At 52.6% G+C, this 14,456-nt stretch carries 13 protein-coding genes; 4 read left to right on the top strand and 9 right to left on the bottom strand.

Translation table 11 applies throughout. From position 1 onward, the window contains the following. Positions 1 to 28 precede the first annotated feature (28 nt). Positions 29 to 2,308 (bottom strand): class 1a ribonucleoside-diphosphate reductase subunit alpha, encoded by a 2,280-nt coding sequence (gene nrdA / locus Q4551_RS09595; protein WP_303433353.1) that lies wholly within the window; start codon positions 2,306 to 2,308, stop codon positions 29 to 31. Positions 2,309 to 3,010: 702 nt separating this feature from the next. Here nrdA and Q4551_RS09590 point away from each other — a divergent pair. After that, positions 3,011 to 3,751 carry a response regulator gene (locus Q4551_RS09590; protein ID WP_303433352.1) on the top strand — a complete coding sequence of 247 codons (741 nt, stop codon included), beginning with the start codon at positions 3,011 to 3,013 and terminating at the stop codon, positions 3,749 to 3,751. A gap of 91 nt (positions 3,752 to 3,842) precedes the next feature. Continuing rightward, positions 3,843 to 5,411 (top strand): ATP-binding protein, encoded by a 1,569-nt coding sequence (locus Q4551_RS09585; protein ID WP_303433351.1) that lies wholly within the window; start codon positions 3,843 to 3,845, stop codon positions 5,409 to 5,411. 21 nt (positions 5,412 to 5,432) lie between these two features. Here Q4551_RS09585 and Q4551_RS09580 read toward each other — a convergent pair whose 3' ends face one another. The 6 genes from Q4551_RS09580 to maoP all read right to left on the bottom strand — a co-directional run bounded on the left by Q4551_RS09580 (position 5,433) and on the right by maoP (position 10,626). Continuing rightward, positions 5,433 to 6,356: a LysR family transcriptional regulator gene (locus Q4551_RS09580; protein WP_303433350.1), complete on the bottom strand. Its 924-nt coding sequence runs from the start codon at positions 6,354 to 6,356 to the stop codon at positions 5,433 to 5,435. A gap of 193 nt (positions 6,357 to 6,549) precedes the next feature. After that, a complete protein-coding gene (gene argF / locus Q4551_RS09575) occupies positions 6,550 to 7,467 on the bottom strand; it encodes an ornithine carbamoyltransferase (RefSeq protein ID WP_303433521.1) in 918 nt (305 codons plus the stop codon). A 16-nt stretch (positions 7,468 to 7,483) separates the two neighbouring features. Next, on the bottom strand, positions 7,484 to 8,650 hold the full coding sequence (locus tag Q4551_RS09570) for an aspartate aminotransferase family protein (RefSeq protein ID WP_303433349.1): 1,167 nt from the start codon (positions 8,648 to 8,650) through the stop codon (positions 7,484 to 7,486). A gap of 323 nt (positions 8,651 to 8,973) precedes the next feature. Then, a complete protein-coding gene (gene rimK / locus Q4551_RS09565) occupies positions 8,974 to 9,879 on the bottom strand; it encodes a 30S ribosomal protein S6--L-glutamate ligase (protein WP_303433348.1) in 906 nt (301 codons plus the stop codon). 5 nt (positions 9,880 to 9,884) lie between these two features. Then, complete coding sequence (locus Q4551_RS09560; RefSeq protein ID WP_303433347.1) at positions 9,885 to 10,304, bottom strand: RimK/LysX family protein; 420 nt, start codon at positions 10,302 to 10,304, stop codon at positions 9,885 to 9,887. Next, the gene (maoP, locus tag Q4551_RS09555; protein ID WP_303433346.1) at positions 10,297 to 10,626 is read right to left on the bottom strand and encodes a DUF413 domain-containing protein; all 330 of its coding nucleotides are present in this window, start codon (positions 10,624 to 10,626) and stop codon (positions 10,297 to 10,299) included. The genes Q4551_RS09560 and maoP overlap by 8 nt, the downstream gene beginning before the upstream one ends. A 131-nt stretch (positions 10,627 to 10,757) precedes the next feature. On the opposite strand from maoP, the gene hdfR reads away from it, so the two are divergent. Further along, positions 10,758 to 11,657 carry an HTH-type transcriptional regulator HdfR gene (hdfR, locus tag Q4551_RS09550; RefSeq protein ID WP_303433345.1) on the top strand — a complete coding sequence of 300 codons (900 nt, stop codon included), beginning with the start codon at positions 10,758 to 10,760 and terminating at the stop codon, positions 11,655 to 11,657. Continuing rightward, on the top strand, positions 11,657 to 12,646 hold the full coding sequence (locus tag Q4551_RS09545; protein ID WP_303433344.1) for a zinc-binding dehydrogenase: 990 nt from the start codon (positions 11,657 to 11,659) through the stop codon (positions 12,644 to 12,646). The genes hdfR and Q4551_RS09545 overlap by 1 nt, the downstream gene beginning before the upstream one ends. Positions 12,647 to 12,743: 97 nt before the next feature. Here Q4551_RS09545 and queE read toward each other — a convergent pair whose 3' ends face one another. Together queE and queC are read right to left on the bottom strand one after the other, a co-directional pair. Then, positions 12,744 to 13,445 carry a 7-carboxy-7-deazaguanine synthase gene (gene queE / locus Q4551_RS09540; protein WP_303433343.1) on the bottom strand — a complete coding sequence of 234 codons (702 nt, stop codon included), beginning with the start codon at positions 13,443 to 13,445 and terminating at the stop codon, positions 12,744 to 12,746. Further along, positions 13,442 to 14,113: a 7-cyano-7-deazaguanine synthase QueC gene (gene queC, locus Q4551_RS09535; RefSeq protein WP_303433342.1), complete on the bottom strand. Its 672-nt coding sequence runs from the start codon at positions 14,111 to 14,113 to the stop codon at positions 13,442 to 13,444. The genes queE and queC overlap by 4 nt, the downstream gene beginning before the upstream one ends. Between the last annotated feature and the right edge of the window lie 343 nt (positions 14,114 to 14,456).

Here is a 14,456-nt window from a genome sequence, read left to right as displayed (position 1 = left end):
CAGTAGAAAGTACGTTGAATTTTTCGTACTAGATTTTACAGGCTCCGCCTGCGCAGTCATCGTCTTCTTCGATCACGTCTTTCTGAGGGTCTTCCATGCCATCACGGGTGTTGTGATAGTACAGGGTTTTGACGCCGTATTTATAGGCCATTAACAGGTCGCGCATCAGTTGCTGCATGGGCACCTTGTTGCCACTGAACCGGGCGGGGTCATAGTTGGTATTGGCAGAAATCGACTGATCAACAAATTTCTGCATGATACCGACCAGTTGCAGGTAGCCCTGGTTGCTGGGAATTTGCCATAACAGTTCGTAGGCATCCTTGAGGTTTTCGTACTCGGGTATTACCTGTTTGAGAATACCATCTTTACTTTGTTTGACGCTGATATAGCCCCGTGGCGGCTCAATACCGTTGGTTGCATTACTGATCTGGGAAGAGGTTTCCGATGGCATCAGCGCTGTTAGCGTGGAGTTGCGCAGGCCATGTTCCTTGATTTCCTTGCGCAGGGTTTCCCAGTCGTAGTGTAGCGGCTCATCACAGAAAGTATCGATATCTTTCTTGTAGCTATCGATAGGCAAAATACCCTGAGCGTAGGTGGTTTCTTCAAACAGCGGGCAGGCCCCCTGTTCTTTTGCCAGGCCGACGGAAGCTCGCAGCAGCCAGTACTGAATGGCTTCAAACGCTTTGTGGGTCAGGCCATTGGCTGAGCCATCAGAATAACGGACGCCGTTTTTGGCCAGATAATAGGCGTAGTTGATAACGCCAACACCCAGGGTGCGACGACCGAGACTGCCTCGTTCGGCGGCCGGGACCGGGTAATCCTGATAGCTGAGCAGGCTGTCGAGTGCCCGTACTATCAGGTCGGACAGCTCTTCGAGTTCATCCAGGTTGTCCAGGCTTCCAAGGTTGAAGGCTGCCAGCGTACATAGGGCAATTTCGCCACTCTCGTCGTTAATATCCATCAATGGCTTGGTTGGCAAGGCAATCTCAAGACACAGGTTGGACTGGCGTACCGGGGCTTTTTTCGGATTAAACGGGCTATGGGTATTGCAGTGGTCAACGTTCTGGATATAGATACGGCCGGTACTGGCCCGCTCTTGTAACATGCTGGAGAACAGATCGACGGCCTTGATGGTTTTTTTGCGCAGGCTGTCGTCTTGCTCGTATTTGGTATACAGCTGCTCAAAACGTTCCTGATCTTCAAAAAACGCGTCGTAGAGGCCCGGGGCATCGGATGGCGAGAACAGGGTGATATTGCCGTTTTTGATCAGGCGTTCGTACATCAGCTTGTTGATCTGTACGCCGTAGTCGATATGACGCACGCGGTTTTCTTCAACGCCCCGGTTGTTTTTCAATACTAGCAGGGATTCGACTTCGTAATGCCAGATTGGGTAGAACAGCGTGGCAGCACCACCGCGAACACCGCCCTGAGAGCAGGATTTCACCGCAGTCTGGAAGTGTTTGTAAAACGGGATACAACCGGTGTGGAAGGCTTCACCACCACGAATCGGGCTACCCAGAGCACGAATACGGCCGCCATTAATACCAATGCCTGCCCGTTGGGAAACGTATTTGATAATGGCGCTGGCGGTGGCATTGATGGAGTCGAGGCTGTCTCCGGCTTCAATCAGCACGCATGAGCTGAACTGGCGTGTCGGTGTCCGTACGCCTGCCATAATAGGAGTGGGTAGCGATAGCTTGAAGGTCGAAATCGCATCGTAAAAACGTTTGATGAAATCGAGGCGCCGATCCTTTTCATAGCTGCTGAACAGACAGGCTGCAATCAGCAGGTACAGAAACTGGGCACTTTCGAACACTTCACCGGTAACGCGATTCTGTACCAGGTACTTGCCTTCCAATTGTTTTACCGCGGCATAACTGAAGTTCAAGTCGCGGCTGTGATCGAGGAAGGTTTCCATCTCGGCGTAATCGGCTTCGCTGTAATCGTCCAGCAGATGGCTGTCGTAGCGTTTGTTGTCGACCAGTTTGCGCACATGATCCAGTAACGCCGGTGGCTCGTATTGGCCGAAGGCTTTTTTGCGCAAATGAAAGATATTCAGGCGCGCAGCCAGATATTGATAATCCGGTGCCTGGTCGGAAATCAGGTCGGCAGCGGCCTTGATCAGGGTCTCGTGGATTTCTGAGGTCTGGATGCCGTCAAAAAATTGCAGATGGGCACGAAGTTCAACTTCGGAGACGGAGACGTTATCCAGTCCTTCTGCGGCCCAGGTAACCACTTTGTGGATCTTGTCCAGATCCAGCAGTTCCTGACGACCATCGCGTTTACTGACTTTGAGAGCGCTATTCATGTTAAGTGTGCCTGTACTCGAAGGTATTCTGATCACGTCCATGCCTGATAGTGACTTGTCTCCGGCCATTGTTCTTGCTGCTACCCTGATCTGGTATCAGCGGATGGCGGCAAGTTGGGCGCAAAAGGGAAAGTCCTGATGTGTGTCTGTTTCAATCCTGGCCATCAATCAGCAGCGATCGCCTGGCTTTGGATTGTGGCCAGCTCATGGCGTGTTCGTGCTGAATGTAAATTGCTGTGCCTGATTTTAGCATCAAGCAAGCCTGAAGAACGGAACGATTTGATGACATAGCGTGTTCCACAAGCCGAAGAAAGCGGCACAAGATAATGGGCCTTGGCTATGGTTTCAACCCCACATCTAGTGTGGCCTACTTGTCAGGGAGGATCCCGCTTGTGAATAACATGTGTATTAGATGTGCATGAGATGTGGGTGATTTTTAGTATCATATTGGCCCGTTACCGCGGAACAAGCTGCAAGCCGCATTGCTTCTGGTGTGTTAACGGTTGCTGGTTTGTTATCAGGGTCGATCGTTTTTGGTACCAGGGACGGAGGCGCTTGCTGATGGCTTGAATAACTTTTGTGACGGAATGCACAGGAGTTAACAGACGGTTTGACTGCTCCGAGCTATAAGCACGATCGGCTGTTAATCTGACAGGTCGCAGTAAATGTTGCGGCAGAACCCCGTAACGGAGAAATCTCTGGATGGCAGACGAAAAAATGGCATATGACTCGGATGATCACTGGCGCATCCTGATTGTTGAGGATGATGAGCGACTGGCAGCATTGACCAAAGACTATCTGGAAAGTAATGGCCTGGTTGTTGCCATCGAAGGTGATGGCAGCCGTGCAATTGAACGTATCAAGACGGAACAGCCCGACCTGGTGGTATTGGATCTGATGCTGCCTGGGGAAGACGGTCTGGCGGTGTGCCGTTTGGTGCGTCCTCACTATCGCGGTCCGATTCTGATGCTGACCGCCCGGACTGAAGATCTCGATCAGGTGCTGGGTCTGGAGATGGGGGCGGATGATTACGTGGCCAAGCCGGTACGCCCACGGGTACTGTTGGCCAGAATTCGAGCCTTGTTGCGCCGGGTTCGTCATCTTGAGGAGACAGTGACCGACACGCCTAATCAGGAAAATCGTTTGACGTTCGGTAATCTGGTGGTTGATAGCGCCATGCGGGAGGCTTGGCTGGAAGGGCGCAGCATCGATTTGACCAGTGCCGAGTTCGATTTGCTCTGGTTGTTGTGCAACAGCGCCGGGCGAGTATTAACACGTGAAGAAATTTTCCATCAGCTGCGGGGGATTGAATACGATGGGCAGGATCGCTCGATTGATGTCAGGGTGTCTCGTATTCGTCCCAAGGTCGGCGATGATCCGGTCAATCCTCGCCGTATCAAGACGGTGCGCAGCAAGGGATACCTGTTTGTGAAAGAGCTGTAATGACCTTTCTTCCTGATACGCGGGCCATGCTGTTTCGGCCGGTTGGCTGGTGTTGTGGTGTTCGTATTGGCCTGGGTCTGAGGGTGGACGGATGAGCATCATGTTCTTGCGCGTCTATGGCACCCTGATAATGACCATCAGCGGTATTGTTGTATTTTGCCTTTTGTCGCTGAGTCTGATTCGGTATATCAGTTTGCATGAATACTGGGAGCAGGATCTGGGGCGTCCTTTGCAGGTGCTGAATAGTGGGGACATGGGAGAACGCTTTCGCCAGTCACTGCAACATGGCTGGGTTGAACAGGCTGGTCTGGGGACTCTGAACAGCTATGAACGCTACCGTTTATTACGAGGCCGAGTGATTACGGTACTGGACGATAGCGATATGCAGTTTCGTTTTTTGAGTGGGGGTACCAGCTCGCCTGATGCATCGTTGTTGTCTGCCTATCCCTCGTCCGTCCCCAATATTGACGATTTGAGTCGTGTCGTATCCGGCGCTGTGGTGACCTTTTATTTTGATGGCAATATCGAGCTGGCCTGGGCGCAATTTGCGGATTTGATCCGGCATCACTACCAGGTGTCCGGGATGGATGCGGTCAGTTATGAACAGTGGTTGGCAGAGCAGCTGACGGTGCCTGTCCGTCTGGCCGTGATGAAATCGGCTCCAACTTATCCTGTGTCTTCCCGGCTGGTCGATGTACGGCTGGGGGATAACTATCATTTGATGATTGGGCCGTTGAATACTCCGCGGCAAACTCCCGCTTACACCTGGCTGATTCTTGGTTTAATGGCAGTACTGGTGCTGGCTCTGGTGGTTTTCTGGCTGGTTACAACGCTGGAGTCGGGGCTGCGGAATCTTGACCAGGTAACGGGACGTCTGGCGCAAGGGCATTTGTCGGCCCGTATTGCGGTGACGGGAGTTGATCCGGTCAATCGCCTGGGCAGTTCCTTTAACAAGATGGCTGAGCATATTCAGCGGCTGATTGATATCCAGCGAGAGATGCTGCGGGCCGTTTCCCATGAGTTAAGGACGCCGGTGGCCCGCTTGCGTTTTGGATTGCAAATTATTGAAGATGAAGTTGAGTCTCCGTACCTGAAGCAGCAGATACAGGGGATGGATACGGATATTCAGGAGCTGGACCAACTGATTGATGAAATTCTGACGTATGCCCGCCTGGAGGAAGGTGGGCCGTTATTGGAGTTTCATGAAGTAGTCTTGACGGATATTGCTCGTCAGGTTGCTGCGGAAGCGCGACCACCGGCCCATATCGAGGTGCTGTTTCTGGAAACCGAACGGTTACAGAATACGCTGGTGGAAGTAGAGCCTCGCTATATTCATCGGGCGGTACAAAATCTGGTGAGTAACGCTTGTCGTTACGCCCATTCCCGCGTCCAGGTGCGTTGCAGTGTTGCGGTGGATACATGCCGTATTGATGTCGAAGATGATGGCCCGGGTATTCCGGAAGCCGAATGGCCAAAGGTTTTTGTGGCTTTTGCCCGGCTGGATGACAGCCGTACCCGCAGCTCAGGTGGTTATGGTTTGGGTCTGTCGATTGTACGGCGTATCGCTTATTGGCACGGTGGGCGAGCCATCGTTGGTCGCAGTGAACAATTGGGCGGTGCCAGATTCAGCCTGATCTGGCCGCGCTACCATATGGACTAGATTATTATGCCATCGATCAGATCATTTGGTCTGGCGTATAGGCTCAATCCCTTGCAGGCGATCGAAACAGGTATCAATTGACAGGTCGAGAAAATCCTTGATGTAACTGTCATCTTGCTGATCAGTACGAATCGCTGCATACAGGGTTGGCCATATGCCCTTGCCCAATGGCAAGGCACTGATCAATTTGGCATCCAAGTAGGGCTGTAAGGCCCAGTTGGGCAAACAGGCGACACCGCGGCCACTGGCAACCAGCTGAATCATCATCAGGGTCAGCTCGGTCTGGCGATTGGCAACTGGTTCTACACCTGCCGGCAGTAGAAAATGCTGATAAATATCCAGCCGTTTGCGTTCAATCGGATAGTGAATCAGGGTTTCGGGGGCGAGGTCTGTTGCCGTTACTTGGGCCTGGTGTGCCAGTGGGTGCTGGTTGGAAACGGCCAGTAACGATTGATAGCGAAATAACGGTCGATAGTGGATACGGCTGTCGGGTTCCGGGTCGGAGGTGATTACCAGGTCGATATCCCCTCGGGTGAGCGCCGGTAACGGGTCAAAATGGAAGCTGGTGGTGAGGTCTATTTCGACATCGGGCCAGTGATCCCGGAAACGGTTGATCGCGGGCATTAGCCATTCAAAGCAGCTGTGGCATTCAATCACCATATGCAAGCGGCCGGTTTCACCACCGGCCAGCTTTTTTAATGCCAGCTCACATTGCCGTAACTGCGGCAGGATCTGATCAGCCATTTGCAGCATTTCCAGGCCGGCACGGGTGAAACGTATCGGTTTGGATTTACGTACAAACAAGCGCACGCCCAGCTTGTCTTCGAGATCCTTGAGCTGATGAGAAAGCGCCGACTGGGTCAGATACAGCCGCTTGGCGGCTTCGACCAGCGTACCGCCATCACGCAGTGCTACCAGAGTTCTGAGATGTTTGATTTCTAGCATGGTTTTGAATTTAATTCATCTTGTTGATTAACAGTATGATATTAGTTCAAGCATACCCGAAAGCACAGAAGGATTTCAGAATGGCAGTTGTTAAGGATAAAAAAGAGTCGCGACTTGCTGTCGATATGATTCTGATACCCGCTGGCAGAGGCCCAATCAAGGGCCATCACCAGTGAGCGAGCGGGGTTAACGGCTATTTGTTTTGGGCCTTGTTGAGCAAGAATTCCATCAGCGCTTTTTGCGCATGCAAGCGGTTTTCAGCTTCATCCCATACAACAGCCCGGGGGTCATCCATCAAGGTCATACTGATTTCCTCACCGCGGTGGGCAGGCAAGCAGTGCATAAACAGGACGTCATCGGTAGCCTTGTCGAGCAATGCTTCAGTTACCTGGTAATGCTTGAATTGACGCAGTCGCTCGGCTTGTTCTTCTTCCTGGCCCATGGATGCCCAGACATCGGTCACAATCAGGTGCGACTGGGTGGCCGCTTCTTCCGGAGATGTCATCAGGGAAACATGATCACCACACTTGGCCAGCAAATCGGCATCAGGCTCAAACCCTGGCGGGACGGCAATATTGAGGTGGAAGTCGAACTGCACCGCGGCGTTCATGTACGATTGGCACATATTGTTGCCATCGCCAATCCAGGTAACGGTCTTGCCCTTGATCGAACCGCGGTGCTCGATAAAGGTCTGCATATCGGCCAGCAATTGACAGGGGTGATAATCATCCGTCAGCGCATTGATGACAGGGACGGTCGAATGCTTGGCAAACAATTCGATATCGGCATGATCGAAGGTACGGATCATAATGATATCGACCATGCGAGACAGCACACGAGCGCTGTCTTCGATGGGTTCACCGCGACCCAGCTGGGTATCCCGAGGCGACAGAAAAATAGCTGCGCCGCCAAATTGTGTCATGCCAGCTTCAAAAGATACCCGGGTACGAGTGGACGATTTTTCAAAAATCATCCCCAGCACCTGGTTTTTGAAGGGCTCATAGACTTCATGGCGATGTTGCATGGCCTTGAGTTCTATTGCTCGTTGTAATACCTGGTTCAGCTCTTCTGAAGTCAGATCCATCAGAGTTAAAAAGTGTCTCACAGCAATTCCTTCGTTATATCGATCAATCTAGCGAATCAATCAGGTTGCACACGATATCGATGATCTTGTCAGCATCATCCTTGTTGAGGTTCAGCGCTGGCAACAAGCGGATCACATTACCTGCGGTGACGTTGAGCAGAATGCCGTACTCCAGACCCCGGGCCATCAGCTCAGGGCAATCCTGATCCATCACCAGTCCCATCATCAGGCCACGACCACGAATGTCGACCAGGTGTGGGTTGTTGCTCAGCCGCTCCCGGAAGCCAGTGGCCAGGTAGTCGCCCATCTCTTGGGCATTGGTACAGAGATTGTCCGTTTCGATGGTTTCGACAACAGACAGGGCGACAGCACAACACAGCGGGTTGCCACCATAAGTACTGCCATGATTGCCTGGCTGTAATACATCGGCGGCTTCGCCACGGGCCAGACAGGCACCAATAGGGACGCCATTACCGAGGCCCTTGGCCGTTGTAACAACATCAGGGACAAAACCCAGTTGTTGATAGGAGAAGTAGCTGCCGGTACGACCATTGCCGGTCTGGACTTCATCAACCATCATCAGCCAGTGATGCTGGTCACACAAAGCCCGAATGCCTTGCAGATAGTCGGCGCTGGCAGTGGCCAGGCCACCTTCGCCCTGAACGGTTTCGAGCATTACGGCGACGACGTTCGGGTTGGCGCTGGCGACCCTGGTCAGGGTATCGAGGTCGTTGTAGGGGACTCGGAGAAAACCATTCAACAGGGGTCCGAAGCCTTCTTGCGCCTTGGTGTTGCCAGTGGCCGTCAAGGTGGCCATGGTACGGCCATGGAAGGCCTTGCTCATGACAATGATGACAGGTTCATGGATACCACGTTGATGGCCGTATTTGCGGGCAATCTTGATGGCTGCCTCGTTGGCTTCTGCTCCCGAATTGGAGAAGAAGACATTGTTCATGCCAGAGATGCGTATCAGCGCATCTGCCAGTGCTTGCTGTCGTTCAATGCCGTACAGATTGGAGGTGTGTATCAGGCGGCCAGCTTGCTCAGACAGTGTTGCGCTGATAGTCGGGTGGGCATGACCCAATCCACATACGGCAATACCGCATAAGGCATCCAGGTAGGTCTTTCCATCAGTATCTGTCAGCCAACTCCCTTTACCAGAGGTAAAGGTAACGGGCAGGCGGCCATAGGTGTTCATGATCGCAGTCATTCGGGACAGTTCCTTAAAACGCAAAAAGGCAGCCTTGGCTGCCCGGTAGGACATTGACTATACGAAAGCCTCTGGCTGAAGTAAACGGTTTTAGCGGCCAGAATGGTCGCCTGTTATTGATATGCGACAGGGAAGGCCGTGCCAGGAGGGTATGCAATCACTTGTCAGGAATAACGCCATATAGCGAGATATATGGCGGGTATGGGCGGTAACTATTGCTGCCTGCTGCTGCCTGGCTTGTGGATGGCTGATATCACCGCAATACCCGTGGGCTGGTTGTGCTTGCCATATCACCAGCAGCGGCGTTGGTGCAGAGTCGTTATCTAGCCTTGCCCGCGGGTACGGGTGTGATTCGCGCGGGCGTTTTTTTCGATAAACATGATGATTTTGTTGGCGACATCAATGCCGGTGGCTTCCTCAATCCCCTGAATGCCAGGAGAAGAGTTAACTTCCATCACAACCGGGCCATGATTCGATCGTAAAATATCGACACCGGCGACGTTCAGTCCCATGGTGCGTGCTGCCCGCACGGCCGTTGCCCGCTCATCCGGGGTGATCTTGATCAGACTGGCAGAGCCTCCCCGGTGCAGGTTGGAGCGGAATTCGCCATCGGCGGCCTGGCGCTTCATGGCGGCCACCACGCGGTCGCCAACAACAAAACAGCGAATATCAGCGCCACCGGCTTCCTGAATGAATTCTTGCACCATGATATTGGCTTTCAGCCCCATAAAGGCCTCGATAACACTTTCTGCGGCCTTGCGGGTTTCCGCCAGTACCACCCCGATGCCTTGTGTACCTTCCAACAGTTTGATGACCAGCGGTGCACCACCCACCATGGCAATCAGGTCGGGAATATCATCCGGGCTGTGTGCGAATCCGGTGACGGGCAGGCCTATGCCTTTTCGTGACATTAATTGCATAGATCGCAGCTTGTCGCGTGAACGACTGATGGCGACCGATTCATTTAATGGATATACCCCCATCATTTCGAACTGGCGCAGCACGGCAGTACCGTAAAAAGTGATGGAAGCACCGATACGCGGTATCACGGCATCATAGTCTTTGAGCTCGTTACCCTGATAATGCATGGATGGCTCGACACTATTGATATTCATATAACAATGCAGCGTATCGAAGACGGTCACTTGGTGACCGCGCTGTGTGCCGGCCTCAACCAGTCGCCGGGTCGAATAGAGCCTGGGGTTGCGCGAAAGGATCGCGATTTTCATGGTATTTATTTGCTCAAATAGGTGTGTTCAACATCAACGATGAAACGACCGCTAATGGCTTCTCTCCCCAATAGCATAGGATATTTCATGCTACCGCGAGGTGTCAGGCTGAGTTCGATGGGCCATTGCTGGTTGCCGATAGTAACCGGTGTCTTGATGACATAGCGATAACTGCGGGAGCCATTGGAACTGGCGATGCGCTTGCGGGTGAACAGCGGTGCCTCACAGCGTTGATCAATACGCATTTTTTCTCGACTGAACAGCACATGAAAGCTCACCCAGTCCTGGCCATCACGCTGGAAGACCTTGATGTCTTCCGCATGTAAACTGCTGGAGCAGGCACCGGTATCAACCTTGGCGTGACATTGAATACCGACGTCAGGCAGCGCCAGTACTTCCAGGTACCCCAGTGTCGGCTTAGTCATCGGTGTCGATGGCTTCACTGACACCGTCGGTGACGGCCGCTGAGGAGGCGGTAAAGTAAACCTGTTTGCGGTGTAGTGCCGACAGGTACAGAGTCCAGGCTTTTTCTATATCGGTAACAGCTTGCTCTTTACCCTGGCAGACCATGACAAAGTGCGCTTCAACTTCATCTTCAGGTTCCTGGGTGCCTTCGTGCAGTGCTTTTAAAACAGTGCCAAGTGACTCAAGAATCTCGGCCTGGGCGCGAGTAAAGTCACCTGAACGATGAAACCCACGCGGAAAGTTGCGATCATCAAAGTATTTTTTCGGGCTGGCAAAACTCATGATTCAATTCCCCTGTAAATAACATCTAGTGAGTGGCTGGACAGCCAATGTGGTTTCGGCGGAGTATGGTCAGGGCACTTTGCGCGGTAAAACAAAAAATACTTATCGTAACGAACATATAAATTGGTCAAATGGATACAGAACTGCTTAAAACCTTTATGGAAGTCTCTCGCACCCGACACTTTGGTCGCGCGGCAGAAAACCTTTATCTGACCCAATCTGCGGTCAGCTTTCGTGTGCGACAGTTGGAAGGGTTATTGGGCGTTGAGTTGTTCTCACGCCAACGTAATAACATCCAGTTGACGGCTGCTGGCGAAAAGCTGATGCCGCTGGCAGAAAGCACTGTACGGCTGGAACAAAAAATTCGTCAGGAAGTGGCTGCAGAAGCAGGGCAAAGCCAACAAATGGCCATCGGTGCCACTCCCAATTTATGGGACGGTTTTTTACAGCAGCAAATGGCGGGCTTGCTGGATCGGGTTGATGGCTTGTCGTTGACAGCCGTTGCACACAGCAGTGGCAACCTGATTCGTCAGATACTGGAGCGTACTCTGGACCTGGCTTTTCTGTTTGATGCGCCGAAAGTCGATGAACTGACGACCCTGGAAGTAGCACATTTGCCCCTGTACCTGTGTTCGTCAGTGGAAGGCGTGACGATTAACGAAGCGTTGGGGCAAGGGTATGTGCTGGTGGACTGGGGAACTGCTTTTCAGGCACAGCATAACCGACAGCTGAAATTACCAGGCACGCCAGCGTTGCAAACCAATACTGGCCGAATAGCCCTTGATTGTATTCAGTCGAGAGGCGGGGCGGCTTACCTTCCCTGGGGCCTGGTCGCCACCGCATTCGATCAACAAACCCTGTTTCTGGTAAAAGATGCCCCTGTGATCTCCCGAACGGTTTATGCCAGCTTCCACTCCAATGGCGGCAGCGAGCACCTGGTCGATATGGTTATTCGCCAGATCGCCGCAGCAGAAGCCAACACCCACCCACTGGTTCACCATCTTGACGATGGGATAGGAACAGAATCCTGATGATTAATACCAAAGCCATGGTGTTTACTGAATATGGCTCCCCGGATGTATTGACGCTCCAAACGATTGACGTCGCCGACCCAGGTCAAGGGGAATTATTACTGAAAGTACTGGCCGCCGGGTTTAACCCGTTGGATACCAAGGTGCGCTCCGGGCTGGCACCGGTTGCCACGGAATCCGGCACCACTGGTTGTGATGTCTGTGGTGAAGTAATCGCACTTGGTGAAGGCGTTGATGGTTTTGCCATCGGCGACCGTGTTTATGGCATGACGGGTGGCGTGCGCGGAACCATGGGGACAGTGTGTGAGTATGTGCTTGCCGATGCGCGCCTGCTCGCTCGTGCCCCAGCCAATCTGACCAATGAGGCTGCCGCCTGTTTGCCTGTGGTGGCGCTGACGGCGATGGAAATATTCCAGCGTTTGCGACCCTCGTCAGACAGTCAATTGCTGGTGCTGGGAGGGCTTGGTGGTGTTGGCCGCATGGTCTTGCAGCTGGCGTTGCATCAAGGGTTAACCGTGACTGCCACGGCAGGTAGTTCCGAACGACTGGATATATTGCGTACCATGGGCGTTGAAGCCTTGGCGCATCATGCCGTTGCGGACCTGGTCGCCTCAGGTAAAAGCTTCGACTGTGTTGTTGATACACATGGTGGTGACAGCCTGACATCCGCATTGAATGCCGTTGCCGCATGGGGTGATGTGGCGACCATCAATGCCCGTGGCACTCATGACTTGTCTCCGGCGCACGCCAAGTCCCTGACGCTCCATGCGATTTTCAAGGCATTGCCATTGTTGACCGGCAAGGGCCGGGAGCAACTCGGTCGGGATCTGGTGCAGTTTGCAGCCTGGGTTGAAGAGGGTGTTATTGATGTACCCGAGCCTGAATCTGTTGCAGCCATCGAATTGGCATCGGTTCATAAGCGGTACGAGCAGGGACAGTTGCAGGGTAAAGTGGCGCTGGTATGGACAGACCAGACGGTTGCTGATTGATGATCGGCGTCAGCCTGGCCCAATAATCCTCACCCAGAGGTGAGGAGTCGTAACTGTCAATCCGTTCTCGCGTTTTCAGGTGAGTTTGAGCGGGCGGTTAGTCTATCCCGATCCATTTATGGGCCTGAGTACTTAGTTTCCACTGCGGGTTGGCCAGACAATAACTGACGGCCGCTTGTACCGGATTGGCAGGCTGTACCGAGAACAGGGGGATATGATCGCGTTTGGGTGCTTGCTGCAGCGCGGTCATGTCCATGGGCTGCAAGTAGCGATGTGTTGCTTTTATATGCTCGAACTGTTCGGGCATCGCTCCCGGTTGGGGGTATACCAGCTTGAGCTCATCGCATTGCTGCAGCACAACCTGAGAGTTTTCCTTCGGGCTCAGGCAGATCCAGTCAATATTGGCAGGTAGCGGTAACGTACCATTGGTCTCGATGGCGATTTCAAATCCTTGTTGGTGCATGGCCTCGATCAGATCCTCATCCAGCTGCAACGCCGGTTCGCCACCAGTACATACTATATAAGGTGGAATATCCGACGCTGGCCAAAGCGCCCGAAGCAGGGAACACAACTCGTCTTGTGAGTAACGGCCGCCATTTTGCCCGTCGGTGCCAACAAAGTCGGTATCACAAAACTGACAGCTGGCGCTTGCCCGGCCATCTTCTTTGCCATTCCACAGATTGCATTTACTGAAACGACAGAAGACAGACGGGCGTCCGGCGTGTGTGCCTTCGCCCTGGAGTGTGTAAAACGCTTCTTTTATACGGTACACCTTTGATGGGGTACTCTTGCTGCTCATGTTGCTGTGCCTGTTTCATAAGCCAGTGGATCAGTAACGCCATTTATCGCAAAAGCTTCCAGACGTTCGACGCAAGAGCCGCATTTGCCGCATGCTTTTTCCCGGCCGTTGTAGCATGTCCAGCTCTGGCCGTAATCCAAACCCATGGCCAGGCCATCTTTTAATATGCCAATTTTGTCGCTGTTGAGATAAGGAGTCACAATCTCTACCGCTTCATAGTTGGCGATTTTGGCGACGTCGTTCATGGCGTGGACAAATTCAGGCCGGCAATCAGGGTAAATGGCGTGGTCGCCGCTGTGCGCACCGTAAAAGACCTTGCTGGCACCGATATCAACGGCATAACCAATGGCCAGCGATAACAGGATCATATTGCGGTTGGGGACCACGGTAGACTTCATGTTGTCGGCTTCGTAATGACCTTCCGGAATATCCTGATCAGAGGTCAATGATGAACTCTGCAACAACTGATTGATGGCGGTGATGTCGATGACTCGATGAGGCAGCCCCAGCTCGTCACAAACATCGGCAGCGAAACGAATTTCCTTGCTGTGTTTCTGGCCATAATCGAAGGTGAGCGGGAACAACTCATAACCTTCTTTATAAGCGCGTTGAAGAATGGTGAAGGAATCCATGCCACCGGAGTAGATGACAACTGCTTTTTCAGACATAAAAACTCCAAGGTTAGCCAAACGGAAAACAGTCCGAGTGGCTCGTAAGAAACAACCTGCTGCTATTGGTAGAAGAGGTCACCTGTTGATGAAGCGTGATTATACGCACATCTTAAAAAGTTTATAAAAAGGATTGACTCAAAATAATCCATCCCTATAATGCGCGCCTCCCTACTGCTGATGCAGCAGGGAATGGGGCAAGACTCATCGTTATTGGATGAGTCAGCTTCAGTTCTGGTTTGGCAACCTATCCTTTGGATTCGAACCGCCAATCAGAAAAAACGGATTTAAGGGTTGAATTACTGATTTATCAGTGTATTATTCGCCACCTTGATTCGGGAAG

Origin of the sequence: Oceanobacter sp. 5_MG-2023 (assembly GCF_030548165.1) — a bacterium.
Taxonomy (GTDB): Bacteria; Pseudomonadota; Gammaproteobacteria; order Pseudomonadales; family Oceanobacteraceae; genus Oceanobacter.
Note: the sequence above shows the minus strand (reverse complement) of the source record. Positions and strands in the feature narration are given on the sequence as shown.

Bases quoted from the DNA above. Each gene is read 5' to 3' on its own strand.
- nrdA (WP_303433353.1), bottom strand. From the start codon at position 2,308: ATGAATAGCGCTCTCAAAGTCAGTAAACGCGATGGTCGTCAGGAACTG.
- Q4551_RS09590 (WP_303433352.1), top strand. From the start codon at position 3,011: ATGGCAGACGAAAAAATGGCATATGACTCGGATGATCACTGGCGCATC.
- Q4551_RS09585 (WP_303433351.1), top strand. From the start codon at position 3,843: ATGAGCATCATGTTCTTGCGCGTCTATGGCACCCTGATAATGACCATC.
- Q4551_RS09580 (WP_303433350.1), bottom strand. From the start codon at position 6,356: ATGCTAGAAATCAAACATCTCAGAACTCTGGTAGCACTGCGTGATGGC.
- Q4551_RS09570 (WP_303433349.1), bottom strand. From the start codon at position 8,650: ATGACTGCGATCATGAACACCTATGGCCGCCTGCCCGTTACCTTTACC.
- rimK (WP_303433348.1), bottom strand. From the start codon at position 9,879: ATGAAAATCGCGATCCTTTCGCGCAACCCCAGGCTCTATTCGACCCGG.
- Q4551_RS09560 (WP_303433347.1), bottom strand. From the start codon at position 10,304: ATGACTAAGCCGACACTGGGGTACCTGGAAGTACTGGCGCTGCCTGAC.
- maoP (WP_303433346.1), bottom strand. From the start codon at position 10,626: ATGAGTTTTGCCAGCCCGAAAAAATACTTTGATGATCGCAACTTTCCG.
- hdfR (WP_303433345.1), top strand. From the start codon at position 10,758: ATGGATACAGAACTGCTTAAAACCTTTATGGAAGTCTCTCGCACCCGA.
- Q4551_RS09545 (WP_303433344.1), top strand. From the start codon at position 11,657: ATGATTAATACCAAAGCCATGGTGTTTACTGAATATGGCTCCCCGGAT.
- queE (WP_303433343.1), bottom strand. From the start codon at position 13,445: ATGAGCAGCAAGAGTACCCCATCAAAGGTGTACCGTATAAAAGAAGCG.
- queC (WP_303433342.1), bottom strand. From the start codon at position 14,113: ATGTCTGAAAAAGCAGTTGTCATCTACTCCGGTGGCATGGATTCCTTC.